Source organism: Xanthomonas sp. NCPPB 901, from assembly GCF_056725085.1.
Genome location: NZ_CM161511.1, coordinates 686921 through 705287, shown reverse-complemented (window position 1 = coordinate 705287; position 18367 = coordinate 686921). Strand labels below are relative to the sequence as shown.

The following is an 18367-nucleotide window of genomic DNA, read 5'->3' as shown; positions in this document are numbered from 1 at the left end:
CCGGCCCCATGAACATCTCCGCGCCCTTCATCCGCCGCCCCATCGGCACCGCGCTGCTGGCCATCGGCCTGTTCGTGATCGGCATGATGTGCTACCTGCGCCTGGGCGTGGCGGCGCTGCCGAACATCTCGATCCCGGTGATCTTCGTGCAGGCCAGCCAGGCCGGCGCCGACGCCGCGACCATGGCCGCTACGGTCACCGCGCCGCTGGAACGGCACCTGGGCCAGGTGCCCGGCATCGACACCATGCGGTCCTCCAGTTCGGAGGGGAACAGCCAGGTGTTCATGGTGTTCCAGAGCAACCGCAACATCGACTCGGCGGCGCAGGACGTGGAGAGCGCGATCAATGCCGCGCAGGCCGACCTGCCCTCCGGCCTGGCCACGCCGCGCTACCAGAAGGCCAATCCCAACGACGACCCGGTCATCGCCATCGCCCTGACCTCGGACACGCAGTCGGCCGACGAGCTGTACAACGTCGCCGATTCGCTGCTGGCGCAGCGCCTGCGCCAGATCAGCGGCGTGTCCTCGGTGGACATCGGCGGCGCCTCCACGCCGGCGGTGCGGGTGGACGTGAACCTGCGCGCGCTCAACGCCATGGGCCTGACCCCGGACGACCTGCGCAACGCGGTGCGCGCGGCCAACGTCACCTCGCCCACCGGCTTCCTCAGCGACGGCGCCACCACCACCGCCATCGTCGCCAACGACGCGGTGGCCAAGGCCGCCGACTTCGGCCAGGTGGTGATCAGCCAGCAGCAGGGCCGCGCGGTGCGCCTGCGCGACATCGCCAACGTCTACGACGGCCAGCAGGACGCCTACCAGGCGGCCTGGTTCGACGGCAAGCCGGCGGTGGTGATGTACGTGTTCACCCGCGCCGGCGCCAACATCGTGGAGACGGTGGACCGGGTCAAGGCCGAGATCCCGATGCTGCGCACCTACCTGCAGCCGGGCACCAAGATGACGGCGTACTTCGACCGCACCCCGACCATCCGCGCCTCGCTCAACGAGGTGCAGGCCACGCTGATGATCAGCCTGGCGATGGTGGTGCTGACCATGGCGCTGTTCCTGCGCCGCCTGGCGCCGACCCTGATCGCCGCGGCCACCGTGCCGCTGTCGCTGGCCGGCGCGGCGCTGGCGATGTACGTCATGGGCTTCACCCTCAACAACCTGAGCCTGCTGGCGCTGGTGATCGCGATCGGCTTCGTGGTCGACGATGCGATCGTGGTGATCGAGAACATCATGCGCCACCTCGACGAGGGCATGTCGCGGCTGGAGGCGGCGCTGGCCGGCGCGCGCGAGATCGGTTTCACCATCGTCTCGATCACCGCCTCGCTGGTGGCGGTGTTCATCCCGATCCTGTTCGCCAGCGGCATGATCGGGGTGTTCTTCCGCGAGTTCACCGTCACCCTGGTCGCGGCGATCTGCGTCTCGGCGGTGGTGTCGCTGACGCTCACCCCGGCGCTGTGCAGCCGCTTCCTGTCCGCGCACGCCGAGCCGGAACAGCCCGGCCGCGTCGGCGCCTGGCTGGAACGCATGCACGAACGCATGCTGCGCGTGTACACCGTGGCCCTGGACTTCGCGCTGCGCCACGCGCTGTTGCTGGCGCTGACCCCACTGCTGCTGATCGTGGCCACGGTATTCCTGGCCGGTGCGGTCAAGAAGGGTTCGTTCCCGGCGCAGGACACCGGCCTGATCTGGGGCCGCGCCACCTCCAGCGCCACCGTGTCCTTCGCCGACATGGTCAACCGCCAGCGCCGCATCACCGACATGCTGATGTCCGACCCGGCGGTGAAGATCGTCGGCGCGCGCCTGGGCAGCAGCCGGCAGGGCTCCAGCGCCAGCTTCAACATCGAACTCAAGCGCCGCGACGAAGGCCGTACCGAGACCACCGCCGAGGTGCTGGCGCGGCTCAGCGCCAAGGCCGACCGCTACCCGGACCTGCAGCTGCGCCTGCGCGCGATCCAGGACCTGCCCAGCGACGGCGGCGGCGGCACCAGCCAGGGCGCGCAGTACCGCGTCTCGCTGCAGGGCAACGACAACGCCCAGTTGCAGGAGTGGTTGCCCAAGCTGCAGGCCGCGCTGAAGAAGAACCCCAAGCTGCGCGATGTCGGCACCGACGTGGACAACGCCGGCCTGCGCCAGAACATCGTCATCGACCGTGCCCTGGCCGCGCGCCTGGGCGTGTCGATCGGCGCCATCGACGGCGCGCTGTACGGCGCGTTCGGCCAGCGCCAGATCTCCACCATCTACTCCGACCTCAACCAGTACAGCGTGGTGGTCAACGCGCTGCCGGACCAGACCGCCACGCCGGCGGCACTGAACCGCATCTACGTGCCCACCCGCAACGGCACGATGATCCCGCTGACCGCGGTGGCGCACCAGGTACCCGGCCTGGCGCCGTCGCAGATCACCCACATGAACCAGTACACGACCATGGACCTGAGCTACAACCTGGCCCCAGGCGTGAGCACCGGCGAGGGCGATGCGATCATCGCCGCCACCGTGGCCGGGCTGCGCATGCCCGGCGACATCCGCATCGCCGACGGCGGCGGCTTCGGCGTGCAACTGCAGCCGAACTCGATGCTGGTGCTGGTGCTGGCCGCGATCGTGGTGGTCTACATCGTGCTGGGCATGCTCTACGAGAGCCTGGTGCACCCGGTGACCATCCTCTCCACCCTGCCGGCCGCCGGCATGGGCGCGCTGCTGGCGCTGTGGGCGACCGGCACCGAGCTGTCGGTGATCTCGATGATCGCGCTGGTGCTGCTGATCGGCATCGTCAAGAAGAACGCGATCATGATGATCGACTTCGCCCTGGTCGCCGAGCGCGAGCACGGCAAGACTCCGCTGGAGGCCGCGCGCGAGGCCTGCATCGTGCGCTTCCGCCCGATCATGATGACCACGATGGTGGCGATCCTGGCCGCGGTGCCGCTGGCGGTGGGCCTGGGCGAAGGCTCGGAACTGCGCCGCCCGCTCGGCATCGCGATGATCGGCGGCCTGCTGATCTCGCAGAGCCTGACCCTGCTCAGCACCCCGGCGCTGTATGTGATCTTCTCCTGCCTGCGCGAACGCTGGTACGCGCGCCGTGCGCGGCGGCGCGAGCGCCGCCAGCTTGCGGCCGGGATTCGGAATTAGGGATTGGGGAGATGAGTCGGGATTAGAGAGTCGGGATTGGGGATTCGTAAAAGCGGGAGGCAGGCAGCGTTATGGCTGATGTAAGCCCATGTCTTTCAGCCGCTCGGTAAAGCCGCTTTTACGAATCCCCATTCCCGATTCCCTAATCCCGGCCCCTCAGCCACAACCCTCCACATAATCCACCTGCGGCGGCAGGCCCACGCGCCAGGCGACGGCCTTGCCGGCCGCGTCGGTCTCGAACACCAGCACCCCACGCTGGCCGGCATCGCCGCGCACGCGCAGCACCTTGGCGCCTTCGACGTACTTGTGCGGCTGCTCTTCCAGGCGGCCGGCGTACAGCGCGCGCAGCTGCGCCAGGTCCATGCCGACCTTGCCGCCGCCCGGCGCGGTTTCCTTGGCGGTGCGCACGTCGTAGCGCACCAGCGTGTCGTCTTCGACCATCAGGCCGAACTGGTGGTTGCCCTTGGCCCAGCGCGGACGCAGCACGTAGCAACTGCTGCCGGCGCTGGGTTGGCCGTCGAGTTCGCCGCCCCAGGCCGCGCGCGCCTGCGCCGCCGGCATGCCCAGGCGCAGGTCGCCATAGCCGTCGATACGCGCCAGTTGCCGGTCGCCCGCGGCCAGCTCCGGCGGCAGCGCCGAGGCCGGGGCCTGTGCCGGCGGCACGTCGCCGTCGGGCTGGTCGATCTCCGGCGGCGGCAAGGCGCCGTCGTCGGTCGCGGTGGGTGCGGGAGCCGGCGCGGACGGTGCTGGAGGCGCGGGGGGCGGCGCTGGCGGCTGCCGGTCGCAGGCGGCGAGCGCGAGCAGCAAAACCGCCACGCCTGGTTGAATCGGCTTCATCGCAGTTCCTCGCTGGACCAGCGTATAGGCTAGCGTGCATGCCCTCGCCCTGCACGGCACGGCGGCGACACGCTGCCGAACAAGCGCGGCGGCGCACAGCGCCCCGGACCAGGGGGTCGACCATGCCGATGGCAGTGTGGCTGCCGACACCGACACGCCAGCGCATCGCACCTGTCATCGGCATTTCACCGCGCTGCGCCACGCTGCGCGCCTACCGACGCCGCCGCCATGCATCCGCGCAAGACCGCCCTCGCCCTTGCGGCACTGCAATCGCACGATGCGCCGCTGGACATGCGCCAGCGACGCGTGCTGATCCTGGCCGACGGCCAGCGCAGCGTCGAGGAACTGACCACGCTGGGCGGCCGCGGCGCCGAGGCGATCGTGCAGGGACTGCTGCAGCAGGGCTACCTGGACGACGGCCGCACCAGCACCGCCGCGGCGACGGTGGCGGCCGCACCTGCACCGGCGGACCCGCGGCGTGCGCTGCTCAATGCACGCATGTATCTGCTGGACCTGCTGCAACTGCAGCGGCATCCCGCTTCGCCGGCGCTGCAGCAGCAGTTGCGCGCCGCGCGCGAGGAACAGGACACCCTGCGCGCGATCGCGCTGGCGCTGCGCGCGATGCCGGAGATGACCTCCGAGCGCTACGCGCAGCGCATCCGCGAGCGCGTGCTGGAAGTGCTGCCGGCGCCGCTGCACGCCGCCCTGGCGGCCGCGGCGGAGGCCGCCTGAACCCAGCGACCGCATCCGCGGCAGCGGCAGCCTCGGCGGTGGCCTGAGCAGCGCGGCCGCGCCTGCGCGCGCTCAGGGCGCGCGGAAGTGCCGGCGCAGGCCCTGCCAGCACTGCTGGTAGTCGCGCTGGCGATGCGCGGCGTCCAGCGCCTGTGCGGTCGGGCGCAGCACCGCGCGGGTCTCGAACATGAAGGCCATGGTGTCGGCGACGACGTCCGGCCGCGACAGATCGGCCTGCGAGGCCTTGTCGAAGGTGGCCGCGTCCGGGCCGTGCCCGCTCATGCAGTTGTGCAGCGATGCCCCGCCCGGGGCGAAGCCGTCGGCCTTGGCATCGTAGACGCCATGCACCAGGCCCATGAACTCGCTGGCCACGTTGCGGTGGAACCACGGCGGCCGGAAGGTGTGCTGCGCCACCAGCCAGCGCGGCGGGAAGATCGCCAAATCCATGTTGGCGGTGCCGGGCGTGTCGCTGGGCGCGGTCAGCACGGTGAAGATGCTCGGGTCCGGATGGTCGAAGCTGATCGAGCCGATGGTGTTGAAGCGGCGCAGGTCGTACTTGTACGGGGCGTAGTTGCCGTGCCAGGCGACCACGTCCAGCGGCGAATGCCCGATCGGCGCGCGCCACAGATGGCCCTGGAACTTGGCGATCAGCTCGAACGCGCCCTCGTCCTCCTCGTAGGCGGCCACCGGGGTGAGGAAGTCGCGCGGATTGGCCAGGCCGTTGGCGCCGATCGGCCCCAGGTCCGGCAGCCGCAGCAGGCCGCCGAAGTTCTCGCACACGTAGCCGCGCGCGGGGCCGTCGGGCAGCTCCACGCGGAAGCGCACGCCGCGCGGGATCACCGCGATCTCCTGCGGCGCCAGCTCCAGCGTGCCCAGCTCGGTACACAGGCGCAGCCGGCCGAGCTGCGGCACGATCAGCAACTCCGCGTCCGCATCGTAGAAATAGCGGCCCTGCATCGAGGCGTTGGCCGCGTACAGATGCACCGCCACGCCATGCTGGGCCTCGGCCGAGCCGTTGCCGGCCATCGTGTACAGGCCATCGACGAAGTCCACCGGCGTTTCCGGCAGCGGCAACGGGCTCCAGCGCAATTGGTCCGGCGGCACCGGGCCGCGCTGGAAGTCGTTGTGGAACGCCGCGGCACCGGCGTAGGCGGCGAAGCCGCCATGCAGTACCGCCGGGCGGATGCGATAGAGCCAGCTGCGCCGGTTGACGCCGCGCGGGGCGGTGAACGCGGTGCCGGACAATTGCTCGGCATACAGGCCATGGGCCACGCGCTGCGGCGAGTTCTGCCCGACCGGCAAGGCGCCGGGGACTGCCTCGGTGGCGAACTCGTTGCCGAAGCCGGACATGTAGCGATGATGGTCATGCATATGCTTGAGCCTTGGGTATCAAGCCCCTCTCCCGCCAGGAGAGGGGTTGGGGTGAGGGGACGGCGCCTCAGTCGCGTCGCAGATCGCCTGGATCATGGCGTCGCTCGCAATCAGCACGTCGTTGTTCCAGAAGCGAACGATCCGCCAGCCCTGCGATTCGAGCCAGCGTGTCCTTGCCGCGTCGCCCGACGCACTGTGTTGCGCGCCATCGATTTCGACAATCAGCTTTGCCGCCACACAGCAGAAATCTGCGGCATACGGCGGGATCGGGTACTGGCGCCGGAACTTGAAACCTTGCAACTGGCCGCTTCTCAGGTAGCTCCATAGTGTGCGCTCGGCGTCGGTCATGGTGCGACGTAGCTGACGTGCGTGCGCCAGCGTGGTGGTGGGTAAGGGCGGCTTGATCGTCATGATCCCACCGTACCCTCCCCCCCTCTCCCGGTGGGAGAGGGACTACACCGGCGGTCGGAACTCTCCGCGATGGGCTGTCAGCGTCCGCTGGTTGTGGGCGTGCGCTGGCTGTCAGCCTGCGCACGCCGCCCGCGCGCCGCCGTCAGAGCACGCCGCGCTTCATCTGGTCGCGCTCGATGCTCTCGAACAGCGCCTGGAAGTTGCCTTCGCCGAAGCCCTCGTTGCCCTTGCGCTGGATGATCTCGAAGAAGATCGGGCCGATGCAGTTCTGGGTGAAGATCTGCAGCAGCTTGCGCTGCTTGGTCTCCGGGTCGGCGTCGATCAGGATCTTGTTGCGCGCCAGCCGCGCCACGTCCTCGCCGTGGTTGGGAATGCGCCGGTCGATCACCTCGAAATAGGTCTCCGGCGTGTCCAGGAACGCGACGCCGGCCGCGCGCATGCGCTCGACCGTTTCGTAGATGTCGTCGGTGAAGCAGGCGATGTGCTGGATGCCTTCGCCGCGATACGCGTCCAGGTACTCGTTGATCTGGCTCTTCGGGTCCGACGACTCGTTGAGCGGGATACGCACCACGCCGTCCGGCGCGGTCATCGCCTTGGACACCAGCCCGGTCTTGGCGCCCTTGATGTCGAAGTAACGGATCTCGCGGAAGTTGAACAGGCGCTCGTAGTAATCAGACCAGCGCTGCATGTTGCCGAAGTACAGGTTGTGGGTCAGGTGGTCGATGAAGGTCAGGCCGAAGCCGGCCGGCTGCTGGTCGGCGCCGGGCACCGGCTCGAACTCGGTGTACACCGAGCCCTTCTCGCCGTACTGGTCGACCAGGTACAGCATGCAGTCGCCGATACCCTTGACCACCGGCGCCGGCACCGCGCGGGTATCGGCCTTGTCGGCGATGGCTTCGCCGCCGTTCTCCAGCACCTTGGCGAAGACCTCGTCGGCCGGGTGCCGGAAGCGGATCGCGAAGCCGCAGGCGCTGGGGCCGTGCGCGGCGGCGAAATCGGCGGCGAAGGAATCCGGTTCCTCGTTGACCAGGAAGTTGACCCCGCCCTGGCGGTACACGGTGATGGCGCGCTGGCGATGGCGCAGCACCGCGGTGAAGCCCATGCTGCGGAAGTACGCGTGCAACTGCTCGCCCTGCCCGGCCGGCGCGGCGAATTCCACGAACTCGAAACCGTCGATGCCCATCGGGTTCTCGAAGGTGGTGACCTGCATGCCGAGGTTGGCCGGCTGCGACGGATGTTGCGGTTGTGCACTCATGACGCGTCTCCTGGAGGACGGGGTCGCGGCGGCCGGGCCGAAATTTCGGGTGCGGACGGACGCCAGACTCGCGAGAATGGCCGTAGTATCCTCCGTTGTAGTTACAAGTGAAACCACCAGCAAGGTGCAATGCAGCATGACGATCGCCACGCCCGCCCCGACGCCCGACCCGCCCTCCCTGGATCTGGAACGGTTCCTGCCGTACCGGATCAGCGTGCTGTCCAACCGGATCAGCAGCAACATCGCCCGCGTCTACGGCGAGCGCTACGGCATGGCGGTGACCGAGTGGCGGGTGATGGCGGTGCTGGCGCTGTATCCGGGGCTGTCGGCCGGCGAGGTGTCCGAGCGCACCGCGATGGACAAGGTGGCGGTGAGCCGGGCGGTGGCGCGGCTGCTGGAGCGCGGCTTCATCCAGCGCGAGACCCATGGCGACGACCGCCGCCGCTCGGTGCTGCACCTGACCCCGGCCGGGGTGGAGGTGTACCAGGTGGTGGCGCCGATGGTGCTGGAGTGCGAACGGCGCCTGCTGGCCCCGTTCAGCAAGGACGAGCAGCGGCTGCTGAACCGGCTGATCGACCGCCTGGCGGCCGAAGGCCTGCCGAGCATGACCGGGCGCTGAGGCGCCGGCGCCCGCGAGGCGGGCGTTAAATGAGCTGGGGCCTCAAATACCGTAGGAGCGGCTTCAGCCGCTCCTACGAAAACCGGGCGTCGCCGCCGCTCAGGCCTTCGGCGGCGCCCACTCCTTGAGGAAGTCCGAGAACTTCCTGCGGTCGTAACCCTTGCCCTTCTGCAGGTCGCCGACCACCTGCGAGTGCAGCAGCTTGCCGTCGGCGTCGAGCACCAGCAGGTGCGGGAAGTCGACGAGCTTCGGGTACTGCGCCAGGAACGCCTCGTTCTTGTTGGCGTCGCTGACGTTGACCTTGACCCAGACGAAGTTGGCGTCGCGGAAGCTGCGCAGTTCCGCATCGCCTTCGATGAAGGTGTCCAGGGTGTGGCACCAGTCGCAGGCCTCGTTGCCCACGTCGAGCAGGATGCGCTTGCCGCCGCGCTTGGCCTCGACCATGGCGGTGTCCAGGTCGTCGGCCGGATTGCGCTGGGGATCGAACTGCGCGCCCAGCGCCTTGGCCGCGGCGACGTCGGCGGCCGCCGGGGTATTGCCCGAGGCCACCGGCTGGTTGGGGTCGGCCACCGGCGGCTTCTGCACCGAGGTGTCCAACGGCTTGGCCGGGGCCTGCTGTTCGGGCGGCGCCGTCTGGCTGCAGCCGCCCAGGGCCAGCACCGCCGCCAGGGCGGCGCAGATCGTCTTGTTCATCGCCATTGCTTGGTCCTCACGTTACTTCACACCGTGCATCAGCTTGCTGATCAGCGGTGCGATCAGGAACAGCACCACGCCGGCGCCCAGCAATGCCCAGAAGCCGAAGGTATACCCGCCCAGCGCGGACGACACGGTCATGCCGCCTTCGCCGCTGACATGGCTGGCGAAGATGCCCGACAGGTTGTTGCCGATGCCGGTGGACAGGAACCAGCCGCCCATGCCGAAGCCGACCAACCGCACCGGCGCCAGCTTGGTCACCATCGACAGGCCGATCGGCGACAGGCACAGCTCGCCCACCGACTGGATGACGTAGACCATGAACAGGGTCCAGAACGGGATCTTGCCGGCGTCGTTGACCAGGCTCGACAGCGCGAACATCAGCAGCAGGAAGGCCAGGCCGTTGAACACCAGGCCGAGCGCGAACTTGCGCGAGATCGATGGGTTGAAGCGTCCGGCCTTGACCCAGATCCAGGCGATGACCGGCGCCAGGGTGATGATCGCCAGCGAGTTGACCGACTGGAACCACGCGGTCGGGAAGGTCCAGTCGCCGAACTGGCGGTTGACGATCTCGTCGGCGAGGAAGGTGAAGGAGCTGCCGGCCTGCTCGAAGAACATCCAGAACAGCACGTTGAAGGCGAAGATGATCAGCATCGCGATGACCTTGTCGCGCGCCACCTTGCCGTTGCGGATGCCTTCCACCAGCAGCATGATCGCCAGCGCCACGAACATGGTGCTGAGAATCCACTGCAGCACCTCGGCGCCGGCGGCCAGCGCCAGGTACACCGCCGGGACCGCCACCAGCATGCCCAGCAGCACGTAGACCACGCGCATGCCGCCGGCACCGCCCGGCAACGGCGCGCCGATGCCCTTGAGCTGGCGACGGCCGAACCAGAACCACACCAGGCTGATCAGCATGCCGATGCCCGAGGCGATGAACACCATCTTGTAGGACGGCATCGTCTCGGTGCCGAACACCTTCTCGGCCAACTGCTGGGTCAGCCACGGGGCGATCATCGCGCCCAGGTTGATGCCCATGTAGAAGATGGTGAACCCGCTGTCGCGGCGCGGGTCGGCGGCGCCGTACAGCTTGCCGACCATGGTCGAGATGTTCGGCTTGAACAGGCCGTTGCCGACCACCACGGTGGCCAGGCCCAGTTCGAAGACCTGCGGGTTGGGAACGGAGATCAGGAACAGGCCGGTGGCCATGACCGCGGCGCCGACCAGGATCGAGCGCTGGTAGCCGAGCACCCGGTCGGCGATGTAGCCGCCGAAGATCGCCGCCGCGTACACCAGCGCCAGATAGGCGCCGTAGGTGGCGCTGGCCGGCGCCTGGCCTGTTCCCTGGCCATCATAGAACTGCGCCACGATGTACAGCACCAGCGCCCAGCGAATGCCGTAGAACGCGAAGCGCTCCCAGAACTCGGTCATGAACAGCATCCACAGGGGACGCGGATGCCCCAGCAGGGTTTTGAATTCGGGCGGTTGCGCTGACGGCGGTTGCGGTGAGGCGGGGTGGTTCGACGCGACGACGTCAACGCTCATGCGGTGTTCCCTTGCGTATTCAGAATGGGCTGGGCGAAGCATCCGGCCAGGCCGGGCAACGGGCGAGGATCACCGAGGGACGGCGTGGCGTCAAATGTAGCGGAAGCGCCGGGACCCGGGACCGGGGGAGCGGGACCCGGAAAAGACCGGAACGGCCAGCCGCCTGGATTCCAGACGAGGGACTGGGAAAGCCGGCGCGCCCGCATCGCTGATCTCGGCACGCCCGGCCACGAAACGTGGCGCGGCAGCGCGCCCGCAGCACTCGACCGCCACCGTCGGCACGACGTGCCGCACGCGCATGGCACCGCCAAGCGGCGCCACCCCCGCGCGCCCGGCTACTGCTCCGGCGACGCCCCGCCCGCGTCCCGGGCCCCAAGTCCCGGGTCCCGGCCTTCCAACCCCACCGACGTCCGCACCTCGAACAGTTCCGGGAAGAAGGTCAGCGCCAGCGCCTGCTGCAGGAAGCCGACGCCGCTGGAGCCGCCGGTGCCGCGCTTGAAGCCGATCACCCGCATCACCGTGCGCATGTGGCGGAAGCGCCACAGCTGGAACTGGGTCTCCAGGTCCACCAGGTCCTCGCACAGCGCGTACTCGCGCCAGTAGCGGTCGGTGTTCTCGTAGATGCGCTCGAACACCGGGCGCAGCAGCGGGTCGCTGACGTGCGGCTGGCGCCAGTCGCGGGCGTGGTACGGCGCCGGCACCGCATGGCCGAAGCGGGCCAGGTAGCGCAGGAACTCCTCGTACAGGCTGGGCGCCTCCAGCACCGCCTGCAGCGCCGCCTGGCCCTGCGGGTCGTGGTCGAACACCGGCAGCATCTGCGCGTTCTTGTTGCCGAGCATGAACTCGATGGTGCGGTACTGCAGCGACTGGAAGCCGGAGGACGGGCCGAGCACGTCGCGAAAGCCCATGTACTCGGACGGGGTCAGGGTCTCCAGCACCGACCACTGCTCGGTCAGCAGGCGCAGCACCTGCTTGCTGCGCGCCAGCACCTTGCGGCACTGCCACACCGCGTCGCGCTGCAGGTGCGCGATCGCCGCGCCCAGTTCGTGCGCCAGCAGCTTCAGCCACAGCTCGGAGGTCTGGTGCTGGACGATGAACAGCAGTTCGTCGTGGTGCGGCGGGTTCGACAGCGGCTGCTGCGCCGACAGCAGCCGGTCCAGGCGCAGGTAGCCGCCGTAGGTCAGGCGGCCTTCCAGGTCGGTATGGATGCCGGCTTCGAGCGGGCGCTGGTTCTGTTCGACGGGCATGGGCGGCAGGGGCGTTCCGGGCTGGCAAGGGTACCGCAGCGATGGATGTCACACATTGGTCAGCACGCGCTGACAAACTCCGGCACAATCGTCGGCGGCGCCGGGGGGCGCCGTCGGTTCATCTGCGTTAGTCCACGTCTTCAAGGATTGGGGAGATCTTGTTCATGCGAACCATGCTGCTTCGAGCTGCAGTGTTGTCGTGCGCGCTGGGCGGTGCCGGGTACGCCCAGGCCCAGGTGGTCATCAGCCAGGTCTATGGCGGTGGCGGCAACAGCGGCGCCACCTACAAGAGCGATTTCGTCGAATTGCACAACAACGGCAGCGAGGCGGTGAGCCTGGCCGGCTGGTCGGTGCAGTACGCCTCGGCCGCCGGCAGCAGCTGGCAGGTCACCCCGCTGAGCGGCAGCATCGCGCCGGGCGGCTACTACCTGGTCAAGCAGGCCGACGGCAACGGCGGCAGCACCGCGCTACCTACGCCCGACGCCACCGGCACCATCGCCATGAGCGGCAGCGCCGGCAAGATCGCGCTGAGCAAGGCCAGCGCCGCGCTGAGCGGCGCCTGCCCGGCCGGCAACGCCGACTTCGTCGGCTACGGCAGCAGCGCCAGCTGCGCCGAAGGCAGCGCCCCGACCGCCGCGCCCAGCAACACCCTGGCGGTGCTGCGCGGCAACGGCGGCTGCACCGACAGCGACAACAACAACGCCGACTTCGCCACCGGCGCACCGACCCCGCGCAACAGCGCCGCGCCGGTCAGCCTGTGCGGCGGCGGCAACCTGCCGGTGGCCAGCGTGGCCAACGTCAGCCGCGCCGAGGGCGACAGCGGCAGCAGCGCGTTCGTGTTCACGGTGACGCTGAGCCAGCCGGCCGGCAGCGCCGGCGTCAGCTTCACCGTCGCCACCCGCGACGGCACCGCCAGCGCCGGCAGCGACTACCAGGCGCTGGCCGCGACCCAGGTGACCATCCCGGCCGGCGAAAGCAGCGCCGAGGTGCGCGTGCTGGTCAACGGCGACACCAGCAACGAACCCGACGAGACCTTCTACCTGGACATCAGCGGGGTCAGCGGCGCGTTGCCGTCCACGCTGACCGCCAGCGGCGTGATCCTCAACGACGACTTCAACCTGGTGCCGATCCACAGCATCCAGGGCAGCGGCGCGCGCTCGCCGCTGGTCGGCCAGGTGGTCGCCACCAGCGGCATCGTCACCGCGCGGCGCAGCGCCGGCTTCTTCCTGCAGACGCCCGACGCCCAGGCCGATGCCGACCCGCTCACCTCCGAGGGCATCTACGTCTACACCGGCAGCGCGCCGCCGGCCGAGGCCGCGGTGGGCAATGCGGTGCGGGTGCAGGCCACGGTGGTCGAATACGTGCCCAGCACCGACCCCAGCCAGCCGCCGCTGACCGAACTGACCTCGCCGACGGTACTGCTGCAGTCCACCGGCAATGCGCTGCCGGCGGCGGTCGAGCTGACCACCCGCTTCCCCGACCCGAACGGCGCCTACGACCAGCTCGAGCGCCTGGAAGGCATGCGCGTCACCGTGCCCAGCCTGACCGTCAACACCCCGACCCTGGGCAACGTCAACGAGACCAACGCCAGCGCGACCAGCAACGGCGTGTTCCATGCCGTGGTCACCGGCCTGCCGCGCGCCTGGCGCACGGCCGGCGTGCAGCAGCCCGACGCGCTGCCGGCCGGTTCCCCGGCCGACGTGCCGCGCTGGAACACCAGCCCGCAGGTGATCGCGGTCGGCAGCGCCGGCCTCGGCGGCCAGCGCATCGACGTGGCCGCCGGCTGCACCGTGCTCGGGGTCAGCGGCCCGCTGGACTACAGCTTCCGCCGCTACACGATCTACCCGGAAAGCGCGCCCAGCGTGCAGTGCGACGGCGCCGACCAGCCCAAGCCGGCCCCGGCGCCGCAGGCCGACGACGTCAACATCGCCACCTACAACATGGAGCGCTTCTTCGACGACCAGAACGATCCGGCGATCGGCGAACCGGTGCTGACCGCGGCCGCCTACCAGGCGCGCCTCAACAAGGCCTCGCTGGCGATCCGCAACTACCTCAACACCCCCGACATCCTCGGCACGGTGGAGATCGAGAACCTGAGCGTGCTGCAGACCCTGGCCGACCGCGTCAACCGCGACGCGGTGGCCGCCGGCCAGCCCGATCCGCAGTACGTGGCCTACCTGCAGGAAGGCAACGACGTCGGCGGCATCGATGTCGGCTTCCTGGTCAAGACCGCGCAGGTCGGGGCCGGCATCGCCCGCGTCGAGGTGGTCTCGGTGAGCCAGGAAGGCAAGGCCGCCACCTGGACCGAGCCCAGCGGCACCGTCAGCCTGCTCAACGACCGCCCGCCGCTATTGCTGAAGGCGGTGGTGCATTTCGCCGACGGCCGTGCGCTGCCGCTGACCGTGGTCGAGGTGCACCAGCGTTCGCTCAACGGCGCCGAGACCGACGACGCCAGCGGCCAGCGCATCCGCGCCAAGCGCCAGGCACAGGCCGAGTTCCTGGCCAACCTGCTGCAGGCGCGCCAGGTCGCCGATCCCACCGAGCAGCTGCTGGTGATGGGCGACTTCAACGCCTTCGAGTTCAACGACGGCTACGTCGATGCGATGGGCACCATCACCGGCCTGCCGGCGCCCGACGCGCAGACCGTGGTCGCCGGCGACGGCGCCACCCTGGTCGATCCGGCGCTGTACAACCTGACCCTGCTGTCGACGCCGGACCAGAGCTACTCCTACGCCTACGACGGCAACATACAGTCGCTGGATCACATCCTGGCCAACCGCGCGCTGATGCGCTCGGCGCAGATCGCCGGGCTCAGCGAAGCGCATGCGCGGCTCAACGCCGACTTCCCGGCCGTGGCCCGCAACGACGCCAACTCGCCGGCGCGGCTGTCCGACCACGACCCGGCGGTGGTGCTGATCAAGCTCAAGCCGCTGGAGCGCGCCGACCTGAGCCTGCGCGTGAGCGCCGCCAACGCGTCGGTCTATGCCGGCGACACCATCCGCTACAGCGTGGAACTGGCCAATGCCGGTCCGGATGCGGCGCGCGCGGCCGCGGTCGCCTTCGCCCTGGACGCGGCGGTGGCCCCGAGCGTGACCGCCGCCCCCGGCTGGGACTGCGCCGCGCCGGAGGTCGCCGCACAGACCGTGGTCACCTGCAGCACGGCGCAGTTCGCCGCCGGCGCCACGCCGCGCTTCGAACTGGCGGTGCCGGCCGGCGCCGCCCTGGTCGGGCGCAGCCTGACCCTGGCCGCGTCGGTGGCCTCGCAGACCGAGGAAACCAACCCCGGCGACAACGGCGGCAGCGCCACGGTGGCGGTGCAGGCGCGTCCGGCCGGCGACCTGGCAGTGTCGATCGACGGCCCGGCCACCCTGCCGTTCCTGGCCTTCTTCGCCGACTACCGCATCGACGTGCGCAACCACGGCAATGCGCCGGTGCAGGGCGCCAGCCTGGAGATCGACGGCAGCACCCTGTCGGCGCTGACCGCGCTGGTGCCGCAGCGTGGCTGGCAGTGCGTGCGGCAGAGCCACGGCCTGCGCAGCGCGCGCTTCCAGTGCCGCAGCGGCGCCGACCTGGCGCCGGGCGCCAGCGCCGCATTCGGCCTGCGCCTGGCGACGCGGCCGCTGCCGGCCGACCGCCAGATCGTGATCGGCGCCAGCGCCGCATCCACCTCGGCCGATGCCGACCCCAGCGACAACAGCGCGCGCTTGAGCACGCGTGTGGAGGGGCTGCGCCTGTTCGGCCGCTGATCGCGGCGACCGGCGCAACCGGAAGGGCGTGGCCGCGAGGCCACGCCCTTTTTGCTTGGGGCATGCCAGCCCAGCACTGATCGCTGGCCCTTGCCGAGGCTCAGCCGCCCCGTTGCCCTCGCGTGGGAGCGGCTTCAGCCGCGACCGGCCCAGCCTGGAAAGCTCGCCGCAGCCACAGGGCACCGCTGCTACTCCGGGAGGTGTCCTGCGGGAGGGGCTTCAGCCGCGACGGGCGTTATCGGGAATGCCCTGTCGCGGCGGAAGCCGCTCCTACGGACAGCGTCCATGCGGCTCGATGGTGGCGTCGCAGGAAACGCCCTCGCGCCGCCCCTGCACGTGCGCGCCCTCCGTCCTTGTCCGAGGCTCCCGCCCTCCGACACGCGCACCGCACCGCCGGCATCGGCCGCCGTCACCGGTGGACACCCACGCGCACATGAACAGCCGGCATCGCGGTGCAACATCGCTGGCACCCAACGCCATCAATCCGCAACGCCGGGCGACCAGGCTTTTCTTGTGCGGTACGGCATCGGCACGTGCTGCGGTGCAGGACGGCTTTTGTACACGGCTTCCTTAACATGCCGACTCATATCATTTGAAACTTGTTGTCGAGAGTGCCGCCGCCATGAGCATCGCCGCCCAGTTTGAAATTGAGTTCCTGCAGTACCTCGACGCGGGCGGCCAGCCGGTCCGCGACGCGCTTCCGGCCGATTCGGCCAACCCACAGACGCTGCTGGCGCTGTTCAAGCAGATGCTGTACGTGCGCACCTTCGACAGCAAGGCGGTGGCGCTGCAGCGCACTGGCAAGCTGGGCACCTATGCGTCCTGCCTGGGCCACGAGGCCACCCACATCGGCATCGGCGCGTCGATGCGCCGCGGCGACGTGCTGGCGCCCAGCTACCGCGAGTATGGCGCCATGTTCATGCGCGGCGTGCGCCCGCGCGAGGTGCTGCTGTACTGGGGCGGCGACGAGCGCGGCAGCGATTTCCAGCGCGATTCCGACGCCGCCCGCGACTTCCCGATCTGCGTGCCGATCTCCACCCAGTGCCTGCACGCCGCCGGCGCCGCGCTGGCGTTCAAGCTGCGCGGCGAACCCCAGGTGGCGGTGGCCACCTGCGGCGACGGCGGCTCGTCCAAGACCGACTTCTACGCCGCGCTCAACTCCGCCGGCGCCTACCAGCTGCCGCTGATCCTGTGCGTGATCAACAACGGCTGGGCGATCTCGGTGCCGCGCAACGCCCAGACCGGCGCGCAGACCCTGGCGCAGAAAGGCCTGGCCGGCGGCCTGCACTGCCTGCAGGTGGACGGCAACGACCTGATCGCAGTGCTGGAGGCGATGCGCCAGGCGCGCGAGCGCGCGCTGGCCGGCCACGGCGGCACGGTGATCGAGTTCATGACCTACCGCCTGTCCGACCACACCACCGCCGACGACGCGCGCCGCTACCGCGACGACGCCGAGGTCAAGCAGGCCTGGGAGCGCGAGCCGCTGCTGCGCCTGCGCGCCTGGCTGAGCGCGCAGGGGCTGTGGAGCGAGGACGAGGAAGCGGCGTGGAAGCAGGAATGCGCACGCCTGGCCGACATCGAACTCAACGCCTACCTGGAGACCCCGGTGCAGCCGGTGGAAGCCATGTTCGATTACCTGTACGCCGACCCGCCGCCGGACCTGCTCGCGCAGCGTGCCGAGGCCATCGCCCTGGAGCAGCGCCATGGATGAGCTCAGCCCTCGCCTCGCCGACCACGCGGCCGCCTCTGCGGCCGGCACCGCCCACAGCGCGGCGACGTCGCGCGGAGACAGCCCGATGACCAGCACGCCCATTACCCTGATCGAAGCGGTGACCCAGGCGCTGGCCTGGGAACTGCAGCACGACCCTTCGGTGCTGGTGCTGGGCGAAGACGTGGGCGTCAACGGCGGCGTGTTCCGCGCCACCGCCGGCCTGCAGCAGCGCTTCGGCGCGCAGCGCGTGCTCGACACCCCGCTGGACGAGACCACCATCGCCGGGCTCAGCGTCGGCCTCGCCGCGCAGGGCATGAAACCGGTGGCCGAGGCGCAGTTCGACGGCTTCGTTTACCCGATGGTCGACCACCTGATCTGCCACGCCGCGCGCCTGCGCACCCGCACCCGCGGCCGCCTGCACTGCCCGATGGTGCTGCGGGTGCCGTGGGGCGGCGGCATCCGCGCGCCGGAGCACCACAGCGAAGCCAACGAGGCGATCTTCACCAACGTGCCGGGCCTGCGCGTGGTGCTGCCGTCCTCGCCGCAGCGCGCCTACGGCCTGCTGCTGGCGGCGATCCGCGAGCCGGATCCGGTGATCTACATGGAGCCCAAGCGCATCTACCGCCAGTACAAGGAAGTAGTGGCCGACGACGGCGAGGCGCTGCCGCTGGACGTGTGCTTCGTGCTGCGCGACGGCACCGACGTGACCCTGGTCGCCTGGGGCGCGCAGGTCAAGGAAGCGCTGGAGGCCGCCGACCGGCTCGCCGCCGACGGCATCAGCGCCGAGGTCATCGACGTAGCCACGCTGCGCCCGCTGGACTTCGCCACCATCGCCGAATCGGTGGCGCGCACCGGCCGCTGCGTGATCGTGCAGGAGGCCCCGCGCAGCGCCGGCTTCGGCGCCGAGATCGCCGCGCGCCTGGCCGAGCAATCGATGTACGACCTGGTCGCACCGGTGCAGCGCGTGACCGGCTACGACACCCACATCCCGCTGTTCCGGCTGGAGATGAAATACCTGCCGAGCACCGACAAGATCGTCGCGGCGGCCAAGCGGGCGATGGCCGCGGGTTGA

The 18367-nt window shown here is 70.0% G+C and carries 13 protein-coding genes; 6 read left to right on the top strand and 7 right to left on the bottom strand.

Annotated elements, in window-relative coordinates; genetic code table 11:
- The first annotated feature begins 8 nt into the window (after positions 1 to 8).
- Positions 9 to 3128, top strand: a complete 3120-nt coding sequence (locus tag AC1PME_RS02975; protein ID WP_481097250.1) for an efflux RND transporter permease subunit — start codon at positions 9 to 11, stop codon at positions 3126 to 3128.
- 156 nt (positions 3129 to 3284) lie between these two features.
- Here AC1PME_RS02975 and AC1PME_RS02970 read toward each other — a convergent pair whose 3' ends face one another.
- Complete coding sequence (locus AC1PME_RS02970; protein WP_481097249.1) at positions 3285 to 3965, bottom strand: lectin; 681 nt, start codon at positions 3963 to 3965, stop codon at positions 3285 to 3287.
- A 228-nt stretch (positions 3966 to 4193) separates the two neighbouring features.
- Here AC1PME_RS02970 and AC1PME_RS02965 point away from each other — a divergent pair, with 228 nt between their 5' ends.
- Positions 4194 to 4697, top strand: a complete 504-nt coding sequence (locus tag AC1PME_RS02965) for a hypothetical protein (protein ID WP_481097248.1) — start codon at positions 4194 to 4196, stop codon at positions 4695 to 4697.
- Positions 4698 to 4769: 72 nt separating this feature from the next.
- Here AC1PME_RS02965 and hmgA read toward each other — a convergent pair whose 3' ends face one another.
- The 3 genes from hmgA to hppD all read right to left on the bottom strand — a co-directional run bounded on the left by hmgA (position 4770) and on the right by hppD (position 7734).
- The gene (hmgA, locus tag AC1PME_RS02960) at positions 4770 to 6068 is read right to left on the bottom strand and encodes a homogentisate 1,2-dioxygenase (protein WP_481097247.1); all 1299 of its coding nucleotides are present in this window, start codon (positions 6066 to 6068) and stop codon (positions 4770 to 4772) included.
- Between the two features lie 18 nt (positions 6069 to 6086).
- Positions 6087 to 6479, bottom strand: coding sequence for an endonuclease domain-containing protein (locus AC1PME_RS02955; RefSeq protein WP_481097246.1), 393 nt, complete (start codon positions 6477 to 6479; stop codon positions 6087 to 6089).
- A 142-nt stretch (positions 6480 to 6621) separates the two neighbouring features.
- Positions 6622 to 7734, bottom strand: coding sequence for a 4-hydroxyphenylpyruvate dioxygenase (gene hppD, locus AC1PME_RS02950; protein ID WP_481097245.1), 1113 nt, complete (start codon positions 7732 to 7734; stop codon positions 6622 to 6624).
- Between the two features lie 136 nt (positions 7735 to 7870).
- Between hppD and AC1PME_RS02945 the strand changes: the two genes are divergently transcribed.
- Positions 7871 to 8353, top strand: coding sequence for a MarR family winged helix-turn-helix transcriptional regulator (locus AC1PME_RS02945; protein WP_481097244.1), 483 nt, complete (start codon positions 7871 to 7873; stop codon positions 8351 to 8353).
- A gap of 99 nt (positions 8354 to 8452) precedes the next feature.
- Here the strand turns inward: AC1PME_RS02945 and AC1PME_RS02940 are convergent, their stop codons facing one another.
- The 3 genes from AC1PME_RS02940 to AC1PME_RS02930 form a co-directional block, all read right to left on the bottom strand.
- Entirely contained in the window at positions 8453 to 9052 is a 600-nt protein-coding gene (locus AC1PME_RS02940) for a thioredoxin family protein (protein WP_307548330.1), read from the bottom strand.
- A gap of 15 nt (positions 9053 to 9067) precedes the next feature.
- Positions 9068 to 10591, bottom strand: coding sequence for a peptide MFS transporter (locus AC1PME_RS02935; RefSeq protein ID WP_481097243.1), 1524 nt, complete (start codon positions 10589 to 10591; stop codon positions 9068 to 9070).
- 335 nt (positions 10592 to 10926) lie between these two features.
- Positions 10927 to 11838, bottom strand: coding sequence for a tryptophan 2,3-dioxygenase (locus tag AC1PME_RS02930; protein ID WP_307548326.1), 912 nt, complete (start codon positions 11836 to 11838; stop codon positions 10927 to 10929).
- A 164-nt stretch (positions 11839 to 12002) separates the two neighbouring features.
- Here AC1PME_RS02930 and AC1PME_RS02925 point away from each other — a divergent pair, with 164 nt between their 5' ends.
- The 3 genes from AC1PME_RS02925 (at position 12003) to AC1PME_RS02915 (ending at position 18367) form a co-directional block, all read left to right on the top strand.
- The gene (locus tag AC1PME_RS02925; protein ID WP_481098059.1) at positions 12003 to 15584 is read left to right on the top strand and encodes a lamin tail domain-containing protein; all 3582 of its coding nucleotides are present in this window, start codon (positions 12003 to 12005) and stop codon (positions 15582 to 15584) included.
- A 622-nt stretch (positions 15585 to 16206) separates the two neighbouring features.
- The gene (gene pdhA / locus AC1PME_RS02920) at positions 16207 to 17295 is read left to right on the top strand and encodes a pyruvate dehydrogenase (acetyl-transferring) E1 component subunit alpha (protein ID WP_254460202.1); all 1089 of its coding nucleotides are present in this window, start codon (positions 16207 to 16209) and stop codon (positions 17293 to 17295) included.
- A complete protein-coding gene (locus tag AC1PME_RS02915) occupies positions 17288 to 18367 on the top strand; it encodes an alpha-ketoacid dehydrogenase subunit beta (protein WP_254460201.1) in 1080 nt (359 codons plus the stop codon). Before pdhA ends, AC1PME_RS02915 begins: the two co-directional genes overlap by 8 nt.

Excerpts from the sequence above, each read along its gene's own strand:
- hppD (WP_481097245.1), bottom strand. The coding sequence starts at position 7,734 with ATGAGTGCACAACCGCAACATCCGTCGCAGCCGGCCAACCTCGGCATG.
- AC1PME_RS02970 (WP_481097249.1), bottom strand. The coding sequence starts at position 3,965 with ATGAAGCCGATTCAACCAGGCGTGGCGGTTTTGCTGCTCGCGCTCGCC.
- AC1PME_RS02940 (WP_307548330.1), bottom strand. The coding sequence starts at position 9,052 with ATGGCGATGAACAAGACGATCTGCGCCGCCCTGGCGGCGGTGCTGGCC.
- AC1PME_RS02975 (WP_481097250.1), top strand. The coding sequence starts at position 9 with ATGAACATCTCCGCGCCCTTCATCCGCCGCCCCATCGGCACCGCGCTG.
- pdhA (WP_254460202.1), top strand. The coding sequence starts at position 16,207 with ATGAGCATCGCCGCCCAGTTTGAAATTGAGTTCCTGCAGTACCTCGAC.
- AC1PME_RS02925 (WP_481098059.1), top strand. The coding sequence starts at position 12,003 with ATGCGAACCATGCTGCTTCGAGCTGCAGTGTTGTCGTGCGCGCTGGGC.
- AC1PME_RS02945 (WP_481097244.1), top strand. The coding sequence starts at position 7,871 with ATGACGATCGCCACGCCCGCCCCGACGCCCGACCCGCCCTCCCTGGAT.
- hmgA (WP_481097247.1), bottom strand. The coding sequence starts at position 6,068 with ATGCATGACCATCATCGCTACATGTCCGGCTTCGGCAACGAGTTCGCC.
- AC1PME_RS02935 (WP_481097243.1), bottom strand. The coding sequence starts at position 10,591 with ATGAGCGTTGACGTCGTCGCGTCGAACCACCCCGCCTCACCGCAACCG.
- AC1PME_RS02955 (WP_481097246.1), bottom strand. The coding sequence starts at position 6,479 with ATGACGATCAAGCCGCCCTTACCCACCACCACGCTGGCGCACGCACGT.
- AC1PME_RS02915 (WP_254460201.1), top strand. The coding sequence starts at position 17,288 with ATGGATGAGCTCAGCCCTCGCCTCGCCGACCACGCGGCCGCCTCTGCG.
- AC1PME_RS02930 (WP_307548326.1), bottom strand. The coding sequence starts at position 11,838 with ATGCCCGTCGAACAGAACCAGCGCCCGCTCGAAGCCGGCATCCATACC.
- AC1PME_RS02965 (WP_481097248.1), top strand. The coding sequence starts at position 4,194 with ATGCATCCGCGCAAGACCGCCCTCGCCCTTGCGGCACTGCAATCGCAC.